The sequence below is a fragment of the Planosporangium mesophilum genome (assembly GCF_016863255.1).
In the GTDB taxonomy this organism is placed as follows: Bacteria; Actinomycetota; Actinomycetes; order Mycobacteriales; family Micromonosporaceae; genus Planosporangium; species Planosporangium mesophilum.
Map to the genome: position 1 here is coordinate 104,152 of NZ_BOON01000032.1, position 14,556 is coordinate 118,707.

The window sequence follows — 14,556 nt, forward strand, 5'->3', positions numbered from 1 at the left end:
CGGGCGGAACCGTCCTACTTCAACTGGCCGGCGGTCAGACCGGACTGCACCTGGCGGTGGAAGGCGACGTACGCCAGCAGGACGGGCAGCATCGCGATCGTCATGCCCGCGAACAGTGCGCCGTAGTCGCCCCGGTACCCCTCGGTGATCGCGAGCCCGGTCAGGCCCTGCGCGAGTACCCACCGCTGCTCGGCGCCCTGGCCCTGCATGAGCACGATCGGCAGCACGTACTGGTTCCAGTGGCTGAGGAAGTTGAAGATGGCCACGCTGAGCAGGCCGGCGCGGGCCATCGGCAGCATGACCCGGAAGAACAGTCCGAAGTGGCCACACCCGTCGACGAGCGCGGCCTCGCTGATCGAGTTCGGCAGCGCGCGGAAGACGGCGGTCAGGAAGAAGACAGTGAACGGCAGCGAGTAGGCCGTGTAGACGAGCATGAGGCCGGGCAGCGTGCCGAGCAGGCCGAGGTTCTTCACCACGAAGAACAGCGGTACCAGGGCGAGGAAGACCGGGAACATCATGCCGCCCACGAACAGGAAGTACGCCACGCGGTTGCCGCGGAACCGGTAGCGGGCGAGCACGTACGCGGCCATCGAGCCGAGCAGCATGGTCAGCGTCAACGAGCCGGCCACCACGATGACGCTGTTGACGAAGTAGGTGCCGATGTGCGCGGCGTTCCAGGCGCGTACCCAGTTGCTCCACCGCAGCGCGGACGGCAGCCCCCACGGGTCCGTCAGGATCTGCTCGTCGGTCTTGAACGAGCTGACCACGGCCCACAGCAGCGGGAAAGTGGTGAGCACCGCCCAGGCGACGAGGAACACGTGGGAGAAGGCGTCGACGATGCCCGAGTCGCGGCGCGGCGGCCGGTCTCCGGTACGGTCGGCGGGCGGCCGGCTCGTGCCGACCGCGGTCGGCGGGGGAGCGTCGGTGGTGGTCAACTCCGGCCTCTCTACAACTCGACGCGGTCGCGTTTGGTCAGGCGCAGGGCCAGGACCGCGACGGACAGGGTGAGGAAGAGCATCGCGACGCCGATGGCCGAGGCGTACCCGAACTTCGCCTCGCCGAAGGCGGTGCTGTACAGCCGCAGACCGATGACGTCGGTCCGAAGGCCCGGACCGCCCTCGGTGATGATCTGGACCAGGGCGAAGCCGTCGAGCGCGACGATGGCCAGGTACACCCAGGCCACCTGCACGGTGTCCCACAGCAGCGGCAGCGTGATGCGCGCCAGCGTGGCGGCGCGCCCCGCCCCGTCCAGCAGCGCCGCCTCGTAGATGTCGCGTGGGATCGACTGCATCCCGGCGCCGAACAGCACCACGTAGAACCCGACGTTGCTCCAGACCATGACGGCCAGCACGCACCAGAAGGCGAGGTTCGGGTCACCCAGCCAGGGGTGGGCGAGCGAACCCAGGCCGACCGCGCGCAGCGCACCGTTGATCAGGCCGCTGTTCGGCGCGTACATCTCCTTCCACAGCACGCCGATGATGGCTACCGACAGCACCTGCGGGAAGAAGTACACCAGGCGGTAGACCGCCGAGCCGCGGACGCCGCGCACCCCCGCCCGGCCGCGGCGGCCCCCGACCATCAGCATGGACGCGAAGAACAGCCCGAGCACGATCGTCACCACGGGCATCACCACGAGCAGGATCGCGTTGTTGCGCAACGCGTTCCAGACGTAGTGGTCCGCGAACAACCGGCGGAGGTTGTCCACACCGACGAAGTGGGCCTCCGGCGACAGCCCGCCCCAGTCGGTCGTCGCGAGCTGGAACACCTGCACGTACGGCGACACGACGAACAGGGCGTACAGGACCAGCGGGGGGACCAGGAAGGTGGCGATGAACAGGCGCTTGCCGTGACGCATGGTTAGCTCGCGCTCCGATCAGGTGCGCTTGTACTTCTTGATGGAGCTGTCCCGCGCGATCTCGTCGGCGCCTCGCTGGCACTGCTCCACGAACTGGGCCGGGTTGATCCGCTTGGTCATCAGGTCGCCGCAGGCCGCGTCGACCAGGGTGCGCTCCAGCTTGCGGTAGTAGGAGTTGTACACCCAGTTGAAGGTCTTGTCGCCGGAGGCCTTCATCACCTTCGTCGCCGACTGCAGTCCCGGCGGCAGCGTCAGGCCCTCCTCGGCGCCCTGCACCGCGGTGAGGCTGCTGACCCGCTTGGTGAAGTCGGCGGCGCCCTTGCGCGACAGCATGACGCGCAGGTACTCCAGGCCGCCGGGTACGTTCTTCGCCTTGGACGGCACGATGAACGGCTCACCCGAGGTGCCGCGCATCGCCTCGAACGGCAGCTTGTCGCCCTTGGTCAGGCTCGGCGTCGGCGCCACGGCCATCTGGAAGCCGGCGGGGGCGACCGCCTTCTGCTCGTTCTCCAGCCAGGAGCCGCAGGAGATGAAGACCGCGTTGCCCCGGCACCACTCGGTCTGCGACTGGATGTGGTCCATGCCCTCGGAGCCGGGCAGGATGTACCCGTCGACGGCGAGCTGGTAGTACGCCTCGGCGGCGGTCTTGATCGCGTCGTGCTTCCAGGCGTTGGGCTCGAGGTTGTCGATGGCGACCAGAATGTCGGGGCCGGCCAGCTTGGCCGCCGCGGACAGGATCGGCCAGCTCATGTACCGCGGGTGCTTGCCCTGGTAGGTCCAGGGCGCCAGCCCGGCCGCCTTGATCTGCCTGCACAGCGCGATCATCTCGTCCCAGGTCTTCGGGTACTGCCAGCCGCGGTCGGCGAGTAGCTTGCCCGAGTACCAGATGCCGTACGCGGTGTAGGTGTAGTTGAGGGCCATGGTCTTGCCGTCGTACGTACCGGGCAGCAGCGCGCCGGGCAGCAGCGTCTGGCGGACCGTCTTCTTCGGGTCGTCCAGGCTCGGCGCGTCGAGCAGCGGCGCCAGGTCGCTCAGCGCTCCCTGCGAGACCAGGCCGTTGAAGTCGATCTGGTTGCCGCCCGAGTTGTTGACGACGTCCGGCGGGCTGCCGTCGACGAAGCGCGGCTGGAGCGTCTTGGAGATCTCGATGGTCGCGGAGTGCTTCACCTCCGCCTTCGGGTAGCGCTCCTTGTACATCGCCTCGTGCGCCTTGGCGTACTCCTCGCCGAAGCCGCCGTTGAAGATGACCACCTCCAGCGGTGCGCTCTCCGATACGCCGAGGGGGTTGGCGCTGTTCTTCGCGCCGCCCGCCGCCTTGTCGTTGCCACCTCCGCCGCCCATGGCGCACGCCGACAGAACCCCGCCGCCGGTGGCGGCGAGGACCCCGGCCGCCGTGGCGCGCTGGAGGAGATCGCGGCGGCTGACGGACGAATCACTGGCACTCGGTGCTGACATTCGTGCTCTCCTGGGATCCGCAGTGTGATGGCGGCTATGTCGCCGACGGCGCCCAGCCGTCGGCCTGGAACTTGTTCGTGTCGCCGCTCTCGCCGGCGAACAGTGCCCCGCCCTTGTCCCGGACCGACACCCGGTCGACGTAGACGCCGCGCCCCTGGCCGCTGCCGTCGGTGGTGTACCGCCAGCGCAGGTGCGTCGTGCCGGGGGCGAGCGCGGCCGACGCGCCCCACCAGCGCCGCCCGCCGTACCCGCTGAGCGTGCCGTCGGCGTCCCAGCGCCGGTCCGGCGCCCACAGCCGGAGGGTGACCGGTGCCCAGGTCGCGCCGCCGTCGCTGGAGGCCTCGACGTGGACCGGGTCGTAGCCGGGCTCGGTGTCGTACCACAGCAGGAACGACGCGTCGGCGCCGTCGGTCGCCGCCCGGCGCAGTGGCGCGGTGAGCGTCATGGTCGCGGCGTCGCGGTGCTCGGTCCGCCAGGCGGTACCGCCCCCGATCGGGCGTACCGGCATCGCGTCGGCGAGGTCCCGGGCGACCGCGCGGCGGGAGTTGTTGTTGCTGCCCCAGCCACGGTCGGGGTGTACCCGGTTGGTCAGCAGGATGACGAACGAGTGCGACAGCGGGTCCACCACGATCGAGGTACCGGTGAAGCCGGTGTGGCCGAACGTGACCGGCGAGGACAGCCCGTCCATGTACCAGTGCTTGTTCAGTTCGAAGCCCAGCCCGCGCCGGCTCTCGGGGTCCCGGCTCTCCAGGTGGGCGTTGTCGTTGACCAACATCGAGCGGACCGTGCTCTCGCGCAGGATCCGCCGGCCCCGGTACTCCCCGCCGTTGAGCAGCATCTGGCAGAAGATCGCCAGGTCGTCCACGGTGGAGAAGACGCCCGCGTGCCCGGCGACGCCCTCGAGTGACCAGGCGTTCTCGTCGTGCACCTGGCCCCACACCATCCCGCGGCCGGCGTACGGCTCGTACTCGGTCGCCGCGATCCGGGTGCGCTTGCCCGCGGGCGGGTTGTAGCCGGTGTCCACCATGGACAGCGGGTCGGTGATCCGGGTGCGTACCGCCTCGTCGAGCCGCTGCCCGGTCATCCGGCGCACCAGCTCGCCCAGCGTGATCAGGCCGAGGTCGGAGTACACGTACTGCTGACCCGGCGCCGCGCCCGGCATGAGCGGGGTGGCGAGCGCCGCGGCGAGCCGCGACGGCGGGTCGGGGTAGCTGCTCCACAGTGGCAGGAACGCGGGCAGCCCGCCGGTGTGCGTGAGCAGGTTGCGGACCGTCACCGCCTCCTTGCCGCCGGACGCGAACTCGGGCAGGTAGCGGGCGACCGGCGCGTCGAGGTCCACCCGGCCCCGCTCCACCTCCTGCATCACCACGACACTGGTGAACAGCTTCGACACCGACGCCAGGTCGTAGATCGTGTCCGGCCGCGCGGGGATCTGCTGGTCCGCCGGGAGTTCGACGCCGACCCGCCCGGGCGGCGGGCCGACCTCGCTGTAGCGCACAGCCTTGCCGACGCCCGCGCGCTGCACGACGACGCCGTCCTTGGCGGCCAGTACGGACGCGCCCGCGTAGGTCGGGTGGGCGGCGTGGTCGGGGGTGGGGGACAGGTACCGCTCGAGGTCGGTGCGCATCCGGCCGATCGGCTCGGCGAGCAGGCCCACCTGCGCGGGCGTACCGTTGCGCAGGGTCCGGTGCGCGAACCGGATGTCAGCCGGCGACGCGCTCGGTGGGCCGCTGTTCGATGTCGCGCCGCCGTTGGGTGCCGCATGGCCGGCCGGGGCGGCCATCGTGGTGGTGGCGACAACGGCGGCCACGGTCACCGGCAGTACGGCCCATCGACGGATCATCGCGCACCTCCACGGATGTCGATGTAAGAATGAAGGTTTCCTTCGTGGCTTTCAAGGGGCAGGAAGGTTCTTGCCACGACGGGGGTCGCGGGCTAGCTTGCCGACATGGCAGGACGGTAGGAGGAGCCATGGATCGTCGTCGCCTGTTGGCCATCACCGGGGCCGCCACCGTCGCCACCGCCGGCGGTCTGGCGGGAGACCAGTGCTGCCCGGCGAGCGCTTCGGCCAAACCCGTTGCGCTGCCCCGATTCCCCGTTCGCACGGGCCTCGACAGGCTGGTCGAGACCGGTTGGGCGGCGGTGTCGGGACAGCGGATCGGGGTGATCTCCAACCCGACGGGGGTGGACCGCGGATATCGGCACCTGGTCGATCTCATGCACGCCGACGGGCGGGTACGGGTGTCCGCGGTCTTCGGGCCGGAGCACGGCTTCCGGGGCTCCGCGCAGGCCGGTGGCAGTGAGGGCAGCGGCGTCGACCCCCGTACCGGCCTGGCCGTGTACGACGCCTACGGCGCCGGCCAGGACAAGTGGGCCGAGCTGTACGCCAGGTCCGGTGTGGAGACCGTCGTCTTCGACATCCAGGACGTCGGGGCCCGCTTCTACACGTACATCTGGACCCTGTACGACTCGATGGTCGCCGCGGCCCGTGCCGGGCTGCGCTACGTCGTGCTCGACCGTCCGAACCCGATCGGCGGCCGGGCGTACGGCCCGATGATGACCGCCGGCTTCACCTCCGGAGTCGGCAAGAAGGAGATCGTGCAGCAGCACGGCATGACCGTCGGCGAGCTGGCCCGCTTCTACAACGGCGAGTTCCTGCCGGCCGAGGCCGGCCGCGCGGTGGCGCTCGAGGTGGTGGCCTGCCGTGGCTGGTCGCCGGAGCTCATGGCCGGCGACACCGACGCGCCGTGGGTGCTGCCCAGCCCGAACATGCCCACGCCCGACACCGCGCTGGTCTACCCGGGCACCGGGATGTTCGAGGGCGTCGCGTCGATCACCGAGGGTCGCGGCACGACGCGGCCGTTCGAGCTCGTCGGCGGCCCCGACCTGGACTACCACTGGTCCGACCGGCTCAACGCGGCGGGCCTGCCCGGCGTCCGCTTCCGCGAGGCGTACTTCACGCCCACCTTCGGCAAGTTCACGGGGGCGCTGTGCGCGGGGGTGGAGGTGAAGGTGACCGACCAGCGGGCGTTCGACCCGGTCCGCACCGGGGTGGCGATGCTCGTCGAGGCCCGCAGGTACCCCTCCTTCGCCTGGCGGGCGGACTCCTGGGACCGGGTGCGACCGTACTGGATCGACAAGCTGACCGGCTCGGGCCGGCTGCGGACGATGATCGACGCCGGCGCGTCGACAGCCGACGTGGTGGGCGTGTGGAGCGCGGAGCTGGCCGCCTTCGAGGCGCGGCGACGGCAGTACCTTCTCTATCGACGTTAATCAATCACATGCGTCGCGAAGATTGACGGATCGCCCGAACCGAAGGAAACTTTTTCACATGACCTCCCACGGTGCCGATGCCACCGGCGCCGCGACCGGCGCGAGCGGGAGCACGCCGACCACGGTGAAAGCCCGCGGCCTGCTACCCTCCCTGTCCCCGGCCGAACAGCGCGTCGCGCAGGTGGTGATCGCCGAGTCGGCCGGCGTCGCCCAGTTGACGATCACCGAACTCGCCCGGCGGGCGCAGACGTCGGAGACGACGGTGATCCGCTTCTGCCGGACGATGGGGTTCGACGGCTATCCGCAGTTGCGCCTGACGCTCGCGACCGAGGCGGGACGGGCCCAGGACGGCGGCGTGTCGGGCAAGGGGATAGGCAGCGACATCAGCCCGAGCGACGACCTCACCGAGGTGGTCAAGAAGATCACGTTCGCCGACGCCCGGGCCATCGAGGAGACCGCGGCGCAGCTCGACGTCGCCGTGCTGGAGCGGGTGGTCGACGCCGTCGCGTCGGCCCGGCGGGTCGACATCTACGGCGTCGGGGCCAGCGCCTACGTCGCACAGGACTTCCAGCAGAAACTGCACCGCATCGGTCGGGTCGCGTACGCCTGGTCGGACCTGCACGTCGCGCTGACCAGCGCCGCACTGCTGGACGAGCGCGACGTCGCGTTCGGCATCTCGCACACCGGGGCCACGATGGACACCATCGAGGCGTTCGCGGAGGCCGGCCGGCGCGGCGCGCTGACCGTCGCGCTCACCAACTTCCCCAAGTCGCCGATCACCCGGGTGGCCGACCTCGTCCTCACGACGGCCGCCAGGGAGACCACCTTCCGCTCCGGCGCGATGGCCAGTCGCCTCGCCCAGTTGACCGTCGTCGACTGCGTCTTCGTGGGCGTGGCGCAGCGGACGTACCCGCAGACCCGCGCCGCACTCGAGGCCACCTACGAGGCGGTACGGTCCCGGCGGGCCCGCCCGCAGCGGGAGCGCTGGTGACCGGGGTCAGCGACGGACTGGAGTGTCCGCCGACCGAAGAGCGGAATCCGCGGACGGTCAGCATTGACCGGTTGCCCGCGCTTGACGTCCTCCGGCTGCTCAACGCCGAGGACGCCACCGTGCCCGCCGCGGTCGCGGCGACGCTCCCGTACCTGGCAGAGGCGGTCGACCTGGCGGTCGCCGCGCTCGCTTCCGGGCACCGGCTGCACTACTTCGGCGCCGGTACCTCGGGGCGCCTCGCCGTGCTGGACTGCGCCGAGCTGCGCCCGACGTTCGGGCTGGAGCCGGGCCGCGTCGTCGCCCACCTGGCCGGTGGGCCCGCCGCGCTGACCAACCCGTCCGAGGCGGCCGAGGACGACGAGGACGACGGCGCGGCGGCCGCCGGCTCCGAGGTGGAGGCGGGCGACGTCGCCGTGGGCGTGACCGCCAGCGGGCGGACCCCGTACGTGGCCGGCGCGCTGCGCGAGGCCCGGGCCCGCGGCGCCGGTACCGTGCTCGTCTCGGCCAACCCCAGGTCACCGCTCGCGCCGCTGGCCGACATCCACGTCGCCTTCGACACCGGGCCGGAGGCGATCACCGGCTCGACCCGGCTCAAGGCCGGCACCGCCCAGAAGCTGGTGCTCAACTCGCTGTCGACCGCCGTCATGATCCGGCTCGGCCGGACGTACTCGAACCTGATGACCGACATGGTCGCCAGCAACCGGAAGCTGCGGGCCCGGCAGGTCCGGATGCTGGCCCAGGCGACCGGCGCGGACTCCGACCTCTGCGCCGCCGCGCTGGCGGCCGCCGAGGGCGATCCGAAGGTCGCGCTGGTGACGCTGCTGTCATCGGCCACTGTGGATCAGGCCAGGCGAGCCCTCGCCGAGACCGGTGGCCTGGTCCACCGCGCGCTGCGCTCGGTGACGCCGCCGCCTCTCCCATGATCGCGGAAACCCTTCCGGGCGGGGGCCGGAAGGGTTTCCGCGATCATGGGAGAGTTTGGCTCAGACCGCCGGGGCCGGTGCGGCGGTACCGCTGACCGACGCCTGGCTCGGCTCGTCCGTGCGTCGCGGCATGAGGACCAGCGCGATCATGGCGACGACCGCGCAGCCCACGATGTACCAGCTGATCGCGGTGCTCGACCCGGTGCGCTGGTACAGGGCGGCCGCGATCAGCGGGGCGGGTCCACCTGCGATCACCGACGCCAGCGCGTACCCCATGCCGGCGCCGCTATAGCGGACGTTGGTGCCGAAGCTCTCCGCGATCAGCGCCGCCTGCGGTCCGTACTGGATGTCGTGCACGACCAGGGATATCACGATGGCCAGCAGCACCATCCCGGACGAGCGGGTGTTCAGCAGGTGGAAGTACGGGAAGGCGTACAGGCCGGTGCACACGATCCCGATGCCGTAGATCAGCTTGCGACCGAAGCGGTCGGACAGGTGGCCGAAGAGCGGGACGCTGATCAGGCCCAGCGCCGCGGCGACGAGGGTGTCGTTGAGCAGTACGCCGCGCGGGAGCTTGAGTTCCTGGGTGCCGTAGGTCAGCACGTACGTGATGAACAGGTAGAACGGCGCCTGCTCGGACAGCCGCACGAAGGCGGAGCTGAGGATCTCCCTCGGGTGCTCGCGGAACGCCGCCCACACCGGCTGCCGCACGACCGCCCGCTGCTGCTTGACCTCGACGAAGTCGGGGCTCTCCAGCACCCGTAGCCGCACGTACAGCCCGATCCCGATCAGGACCACGCTGAACAGGAACGGGATCCGCCACCCCCAGGTGGCGAACGCGTCGCCACTGAGGTTGCTGAACAGTCGGACCATCCCGGTGGACAACAGCAGGCCGAGCGGGACGCCGAGCTGCGGCATGCTGGCCATCAGTCCGCGGCGGGCTTTCGTGCCCCACTCCATGGAGAGCAGGACCGAGCCGCCCCACTCGCCACCGACGCCGATGCCCTGCAGCAGGCGCAGCAGGGTCAGCAGGATCGGGGCGGCCACGCCGAGCGTGGCGTACCCGGGCAGCACTCCCATCAGCGCGGTGGCGATCCCCATCAGCAGCAGGGTGGTGACCAGAGTGGCCTTGCGGCCGATCCGGTCACCGAAGTGGCCGAAGATGGCGGCGCCGACCGGCCGGGCGGCGAAGCCGACGAACAGGGTGGTGAACGACGCCAGGACGCCGGCGGTGGGTGAGCTGTGCGGGAAGAACAGCTTCGGGAACACGAGCGCGGCGACCGTTCCGTACAGGAAGAAGTCGTACCACTCGATGGTCGTGCCGACGGTGCTCGCGATGACGGCACGCCGGCGGTGGACGTGGTGCGGTTGGCTATCGGTCGACATGGCCGCCTCCCACTGGGTCGGCCAGGTGGCCGCTCCACCAGTAGATCTGGATGTTGCGGTTCCGTGTCGGGCTTGTCAAGAGATCGCGTACCGTCGATGCACCCGGACGGGTCACCCGTCCGGGTGCATCGACACAGGTCGCCGCGTTTCTACTGCACCGAAAGGTGTACGTGGTTGGTGTGGTCGCCGGACGGGGTGCCGTCACCGTTGCGGTAGGCCCGCCAGCCGGTGGACGGCAGCCAGATCTGGCGGAACCAGATGACGTACAGCACCCCGAGGCGTTGGGCGTTGGCCACGTACCAGGCAGCGAGCCGGTTGCCGTAGTCGCGGTCGGCGCCGGTGGCCACGCCGCCGAAGCCGCCAGCCGAGGCGGCCCAGTCGCAGGCCCGGCCCCGGGGGTGCTCGCCGCCGTCCTCCTGTGGCCGGTAGCAGGATACGAAGTGGTTGAAGCCGGCGGCCTTGGTCTGCTGGTACGCGTGCAGCGTGCGTGGGGTGAGGCAGCCGGAGGTCGTCGGGTCGTCGGCCGAGCAGGACTCGGGGGCCAGGGTGCCGTCCGCCCGGCGCGGTACCCCCGTCGGGACGAAGCCGCCGCCGGAGCCCGGCCCGACCACCTTCTGCCCGCCGCCGACCGGGGCGAGGGCCTTCTCGGCGGCCTGCTTGCGCTTGGCCATCTCCGCGACCTGTGCCTGCTGGACCTTGATCTCGTTGTCCAGCGCGGCCTGCTGGCGACGCTGGGTGGCCGCTGTCTCGTTCAGGCGGCGTAGCTGCGCGTCGTCGAGCCGGACCCGGGTCTCCAGGGCGGTGGCGCGCTGGAGCAGTCCGGTGGGGGATTCGCTGTCGACGAGGACGGCCAGTCCGCTGACCCGGCCGCTCTTGTAGGCGCGCGCGGCGACCTCGCCGATCTGGGCGGTGACGTCGGCCATCGCCGCGTCGGTGGCGCGCATCTGCTCGGTGAGCTGCGCCTGGCGCGCCTTGGACGTCTCCAGCCGGGCCGTGGCGTCGTTGAACCCCTTCGCGGCGGCATCGAGCTGGTCACGCAGGGACACGCCGCCGCCCTCCGGTCCGGGAGTGGCGGGCTCGGCGCGTACGGGCCCCGCCGGCAGGATTCCGACCAGGACGGCCACGGCGAGCAGGACCGCCAGGGACAGCGTCGAACGGAAACGGACGTTGGGCAGGGTCACGTACGGATTCCTTCGTCCTCACCGCCTGCTGGCGGGGCCGGAGGGCTTGAGCCGGCGGCGACCAGCCGTGGCCGATCTTCACGGCCTGGTGACGGTGGTCGGCCCTGACACTAGCCAGCCGTCGGGCAGGCCCCTAACCATCTAATTCATTGCTAAGGAAGTCAGAGGAAAGTCACTACGTAGCAGGTAAATTACGCACGCTCCGTGCTGCTCTGACTTCGCGGTGTGTCGGATGGACCGCGCTCAGCCGAGCGCGGCGACGATGCGGTCGCGGGCGTCGTCCAGCTTCGCCGCCGGTACGTTGCTGTCGGCCCGGGCGAAGTCGAAATCCTCCAGTCCCCAGGCGGGGAAGACGTGGACGTGGGCGTGCGGTACCTCGAAGCCGGCGATCACCAGACCGGCACGGGGTGCGTCGAAGGCGCGGCGGACCGCGGCGCCGATCCGGCCGCTGACGACCATGAGGTGGCCCTGCAGGTCGGGTTCGATCGTCGTCCAGTCGTCGACCTCCTGCCGCGGTACGACGAGGGTGTGCCCGGGGGTGATCGGGGCGATGGTCAGGAAGGCGACCACCCTGTCGTCGGTCCAGACGAACCGGCCCGGCAGCTCGCCGTTGATGATCTTCGTGAAGAGCGTCGGCATGGCGTGATTGTGCCGGGTGCGCGCACGCGACGCGGTCCCGGCCGACCCCGGTTGCGGCCGGGACGGCCGGCAGGCGGAAGCTGATAGGGATGCTGCGCTACTACTTCGACGTCGTGTGCCCGTACAGCTACCTCCTGATGCCCGAGGTGGAGGCCGCCGAGGACGCCGGTATCCCCGTGGAGTGGGTACCGTTCGAGCTGCGCCCCGCACCCGCCGAGTTGCCCGAGCCGCGGGGCAAGTACATCCGCGATCACTGGCGTGACCACGTGTACCCGCTCGCCCTCGCCTACGGCATCGAGATCCACGTCCCGGTGTACCAGCCGCGTTCGACGCTGTCGCTGGCCGCGTGCCTGTGGGCGCAGGACGAGGGTGCCGGCCGGGCCTGGCGGGAGGGGGTGCAGCGCGCCTTCTTCATCGAAGGTCGCGACGTCAACGACGAACGCACGCTGCGCCGCGTCGCCGTCGAGAGCGGGCTGAGCCCCGACGGCGCGATCGCCGCGGCGTGGGAGCCGGAGAGGCAGGCCCGCCTGCGGAGCCTCCGTGAGGAGGCCTCGGCGATCGGGGTGCAGGGCGTACCCTCGCTCGCCGTCGACGACAAGCTCGTGTTCTTCGGGGCTCCGCCGCCCGGGCGGGTCGCCACCGCGCTCGACGGATGGGACGGCGACGCGGCGGACCTGGCCGCCAGGCTACGGGCGGTCTGACACGCCTGCCGCCCGGCTACGGGCGGTGAGTGGGATCAGGCGGTGGCCGAGGTCGCGCCGCTGAGCCGGATCAGCTCCGGGAGGGCCACGCCGAGCGGCGCGTCCACGGTGACCGCGGCGTAGCGGTCGCCGCGGGTCGGGCCCTGGTTGACGATCGCAATCGGGATGCCGAGCTTCGCGGCCCGCAGTACGAACCGGTGCCCGGACATCACCGTCAACGACGACCCGAGTACGAGCAGCACGCGCGCGCTCTGTACCAGATCGAAGCAGGTCTGTACCCGGTCGGCCGGTACGGTCTCGCCGAAGAAGACGACGTCCGGCTTCAACATGCCGCCGCACAGTTCGCAGTCGACCGTCCGGAACCCCTCGACGTCGGAGTCCCGCAGGTCCACGTCGCCGTCCGGGTTGACGGCGGTGACCCGCGCGTCGAACTCCGGGTTCGCCTCGTGCAGCCGGCGCTCCAACTCCTCCCGGGAGAGCCTGTCGCCGCAGATGAGGCAGGTGACCCGGGCCAGGTTGCCGTGCAGTTCGACGACGTCCCGGGCGCCACCGGCCTGATGGAGGCCGTCCACGTTCTGGGTCACCACGCCGGCCAGCAGGCCGCGCCGTTGCATGTCCGCCACCGCGCGGTGTCCCGCGTTCGGGTCGGCCCGGGCGATGGTCCGCCAGCCGAGGTGGCTGCGGGCCCAGTACCGCTGCCGTGCGGCAGCGTCGCCGGTGAAGGTCTGGTACGTCATCGGGGTGTTCCGGCGCATCGACCCGCTGGGTCCCCGGTAGTCCGGGATCCCGGACTCGGTCGACAGTCCCGCCCCGCTGAGCACCATGACGCCACCGCGCGCCACGTACTCCGCCAGCTTCTCGATCACGCATCCATGCTGCCTCACCGCGGTGGGCAGCCCACGAATCCTCCAGCATGATCCTGGAAACTTTTCCGGGTTCCAACGCGGAACGTCTCCGTGATCACGGCGGCCGTTTCTAGGCGGCGTTCCGGTAGGCCGGGGGTGGAGAGGACCACGGGCCGGCGATCGGTCGCGTGGCCTGGGCCTCCTCGTCGTCACCGTGGCCGCTGATCTCCACGACGACCTCCTCGCCGGCCCACGTCACGCGTACCGCGCACGGCCAGAGCATCTCGGTCGGGTCCATCCGGAACGTGTTGCCGCCTTCTGAAGCCATGTGCCACCCATCGGCCCCCGGTGGTGGTGGCTGAGGCTTCCCGGCGATCGGGCCCGATCGGCGGATGACCGGTGGCCGGTCGGCGGACGGGTCTGCAGCCCCGCCCACCATGATCCGTTACAGGTTGCGCTCGGCGTACACCCGCATGGCGTCACGCACGAACTCCGCCGTGCCGGCACCGTGCCGGTCGTAGTTCGCCGTGAACCGCGGGTCGGCGACGTACATCTCGCCCAGCCCGATCACGTACTCCTTCGTCGGGTTCATCGTGATCGACAGCCAGTCGACGTGACGCCGGACGATCTCCTGCACCTCGTCGCCGTCAACGGCCGTACCCGCCAGGTACGCCGTGCCGTAGTCCTTCGCGATGTCGAGATGCCGCTGCTGGTACGCCTTCTTCTCGGCGTCGCTGAGCGAGCGCCACCAGCGGTCGGCCTTCTCGTACGCCTTGCGGCCCCAGCGCTCGGTCACCTCCTGCTCGTACCGGCTGTGGTCGAACCCGTCGAACACCTCCTCCGCCATCAGTTGCTCACCTCCTTCCGTCTTCCGCAGGGTCGTCTTCACCGACTCGATCTGCCGCCCGATCCGCTCGCGCTCCTGCTCCAGCAGCGCCAGATGGGTGCGCAGCGCGGCGACGGTGTCCCGCTGCCCGTCGAGCACCTCGGCGATGGCCGGCAGTCCGAGACCGAGGTCCCGCAGCAGCAGGATCCGCTGCAGCCGGACCAGGCGGTCCTGGTCGTAGTACCGATACCCGTTGCCGCCGATCCGGCTCGGTTCGAGCAGCCCGACCTGGCCGTAGTGGCGTAGCGTGCGACTGGTGGTACCGGCCAGGCGCGCGATCTCCTGGATCGACCACTCCATCGCTCACTCCCTCTCGACCGTTGGCGCCCTCGTCGGTGCTTCCAGGCTAGAAGTTGACGTGACGTCAACGTCAAGCCGCGACGGCGGGAGCCCTAGGATCGGCCTCGACCGGGAGGTGAGG

General features: G+C 70.8%; 14 protein-coding genes. 4 read left to right on the forward strand and 10 right to left on the reverse strand.

The features are described from left to right. Positions 1–14: 14 nt before the first annotated feature. Genes Pme01_RS17500 through Pme01_RS17515 form a run of 4 tightly spaced genes read right to left on the reverse strand, consistent with a single transcriptional unit; the run spans position 15 to position 5,153 of the window. Positions 15–935 carry a carbohydrate ABC transporter permease gene (locus Pme01_RS17500; protein ID WP_168116088.1) on the reverse strand — a complete coding sequence of 307 codons (921 nt, stop codon included), beginning with the start codon at positions 933–935 and terminating at the stop codon, positions 15–17. Between the two features lie 11 nt (positions 936–946). Next, positions 947–1,855 (reverse strand): carbohydrate ABC transporter permease, encoded by a 909-nt coding sequence (locus Pme01_RS17505; protein ID WP_168116089.1) that lies wholly within the window; start codon positions 1,853–1,855, stop codon positions 947–949. 18 nt (positions 1,856–1,873) lie between these two features. After that, positions 1,874–3,310 carry an N-acetylglucosamine/diacetylchitobiose ABC transporter substrate-binding protein gene (gene ngcE / locus Pme01_RS17510; protein WP_168116090.1) on the reverse strand — a complete coding sequence of 479 codons (1,437 nt, stop codon included), beginning with the start codon at positions 3,308–3,310 and terminating at the stop codon, positions 1,874–1,876. A 34-nt stretch (positions 3,311–3,344) separates the two neighbouring features. Beyond that, complete coding sequence (locus Pme01_RS17515; protein ID WP_203935694.1) at positions 3,345–5,153, reverse strand: serine hydrolase domain-containing protein; 1,809 nt, start codon at positions 5,151–5,153, stop codon at positions 3,345–3,347. A gap of 128 nt (positions 5,154–5,281) precedes the next feature. On the opposite strand from Pme01_RS17515, the gene Pme01_RS17520 reads away from it, so the two are divergent. From Pme01_RS17520 to murQ, 3 genes are read left to right on the forward strand one after another with little or no spacing between them, the layout of a single operon-like run. Next, positions 5,282–6,583 (forward strand): exo-beta-N-acetylmuramidase NamZ family protein, encoded by a 1,302-nt coding sequence (locus tag Pme01_RS17520; RefSeq protein WP_168116091.1) that lies wholly within the window; start codon positions 5,282–5,284, stop codon positions 6,581–6,583. Between the two features lie 58 nt (positions 6,584–6,641). Continuing rightward, positions 6,642–7,574, forward strand: a complete 933-nt coding sequence (locus Pme01_RS17525) for a MurR/RpiR family transcriptional regulator (protein ID WP_168116092.1) — start codon at positions 6,642–6,644, stop codon at positions 7,572–7,574. Further along, positions 7,571–8,497: an N-acetylmuramic acid 6-phosphate etherase gene (gene murQ / locus Pme01_RS17530; RefSeq protein ID WP_168116093.1), complete on the forward strand. Its 927-nt coding sequence runs from the start codon at positions 7,571–7,573 to the stop codon at positions 8,495–8,497. The genes Pme01_RS17525 and murQ overlap by 4 nt, the downstream gene beginning before the upstream one ends. A gap of 60 nt (positions 8,498–8,557) precedes the next feature. Here the strand turns inward: murQ and Pme01_RS17535 are convergent, their stop codons facing one another. From Pme01_RS17535 to Pme01_RS17545, 3 genes are all read right to left on the reverse strand, one after another. After that, positions 8,558–9,883 (reverse strand): MFS transporter, encoded by a 1,326-nt coding sequence (locus tag Pme01_RS17535; protein WP_168116094.1) that lies wholly within the window; start codon positions 9,881–9,883, stop codon positions 8,558–8,560. A 149-nt stretch (positions 9,884–10,032) separates the two neighbouring features. Continuing rightward, on the reverse strand, positions 10,033–11,064 hold the full coding sequence (locus tag Pme01_RS17540) for a coiled-coil domain-containing protein (RefSeq protein WP_168116095.1): 1,032 nt from the start codon (positions 11,062–11,064) through the stop codon (positions 10,033–10,035). A gap of 243 nt (positions 11,065–11,307) precedes the next feature. After that, positions 11,308–11,703 carry an HIT family protein gene (locus tag Pme01_RS17545; protein ID WP_168116096.1) on the reverse strand — a complete coding sequence of 132 codons (396 nt, stop codon included), beginning with the start codon at positions 11,701–11,703 and terminating at the stop codon, positions 11,308–11,310. A gap of 89 nt (positions 11,704–11,792) precedes the next feature. On the opposite strand from Pme01_RS17545, the gene Pme01_RS17550 reads away from it, so the two are divergent. Beyond that, the gene (locus Pme01_RS17550) at positions 11,793–12,404 is read left to right on the forward strand and encodes a DsbA family oxidoreductase (RefSeq protein WP_168116097.1); all 612 of its coding nucleotides are present in this window, start codon (positions 11,793–11,795) and stop codon (positions 12,402–12,404) included. 35 nt (positions 12,405–12,439) lie between these two features. Here Pme01_RS17550 and Pme01_RS17555 read toward each other — a convergent pair whose 3' ends face one another. From Pme01_RS17555 to Pme01_RS17565, 3 genes are all read right to left on the reverse strand, one after another. Then, the gene (locus Pme01_RS17555; protein ID WP_275408539.1) at positions 12,440–13,270 is read right to left on the reverse strand and encodes an NAD-dependent protein deacetylase; all 831 of its coding nucleotides are present in this window, start codon (positions 13,268–13,270) and stop codon (positions 12,440–12,442) included. A gap of 109 nt (positions 13,271–13,379) precedes the next feature. Then, entirely contained in the window at positions 13,380–13,577 is a 198-nt protein-coding gene (locus Pme01_RS17560; RefSeq protein ID WP_168116098.1) for a hypothetical protein, read from the reverse strand. Between the two features lie 117 nt (positions 13,578–13,694). Next, positions 13,695–14,435 carry a MerR family transcriptional regulator gene (locus Pme01_RS17565; RefSeq protein WP_168116099.1) on the reverse strand — a complete coding sequence of 247 codons (741 nt, stop codon included), beginning with the start codon at positions 14,433–14,435 and terminating at the stop codon, positions 13,695–13,697. Between the last annotated feature and the right edge of the window lie 121 nt (positions 14,436–14,556).